Genomic DNA, 216 nt, shown 5'->3' on the forward strand with positions numbered 1-216 from the left:
ATTAGGTTTTTCATTAAATGTTTATGACATTTTAGAAATGATTTCTCATCAAAGGCATTATAATTTTCCAGGTGTTCATAAATTTCAATTGCATTTAGAACTTCTTTCACATCCTTTTTAAGGCCAATTATTCTTTTATGTTCTAGAAGCGCTGTTATTTGCTCTTCGGTAAGGGTGTTTCCTTCTATTTTTAAAGAGGAATGAATTGTTTTAATC

Annotated in this window: 1 pseudogene; it reads right to left on the reverse strand. The window is 28.7% G+C overall.

Annotated elements, in window-relative coordinates:
- Positions 1-216: pseudogene (locus I6U49_RS16920) on the reverse strand (Fic family protein); the annotation flags it as partial.

This window comes from Salegentibacter maritimus (assembly GCF_016236915.1).
Classification (GTDB): Bacteria; Bacteroidota; Bacteroidia; order Flavobacteriales; family Flavobacteriaceae; genus Salegentibacter; species Salegentibacter maritimus.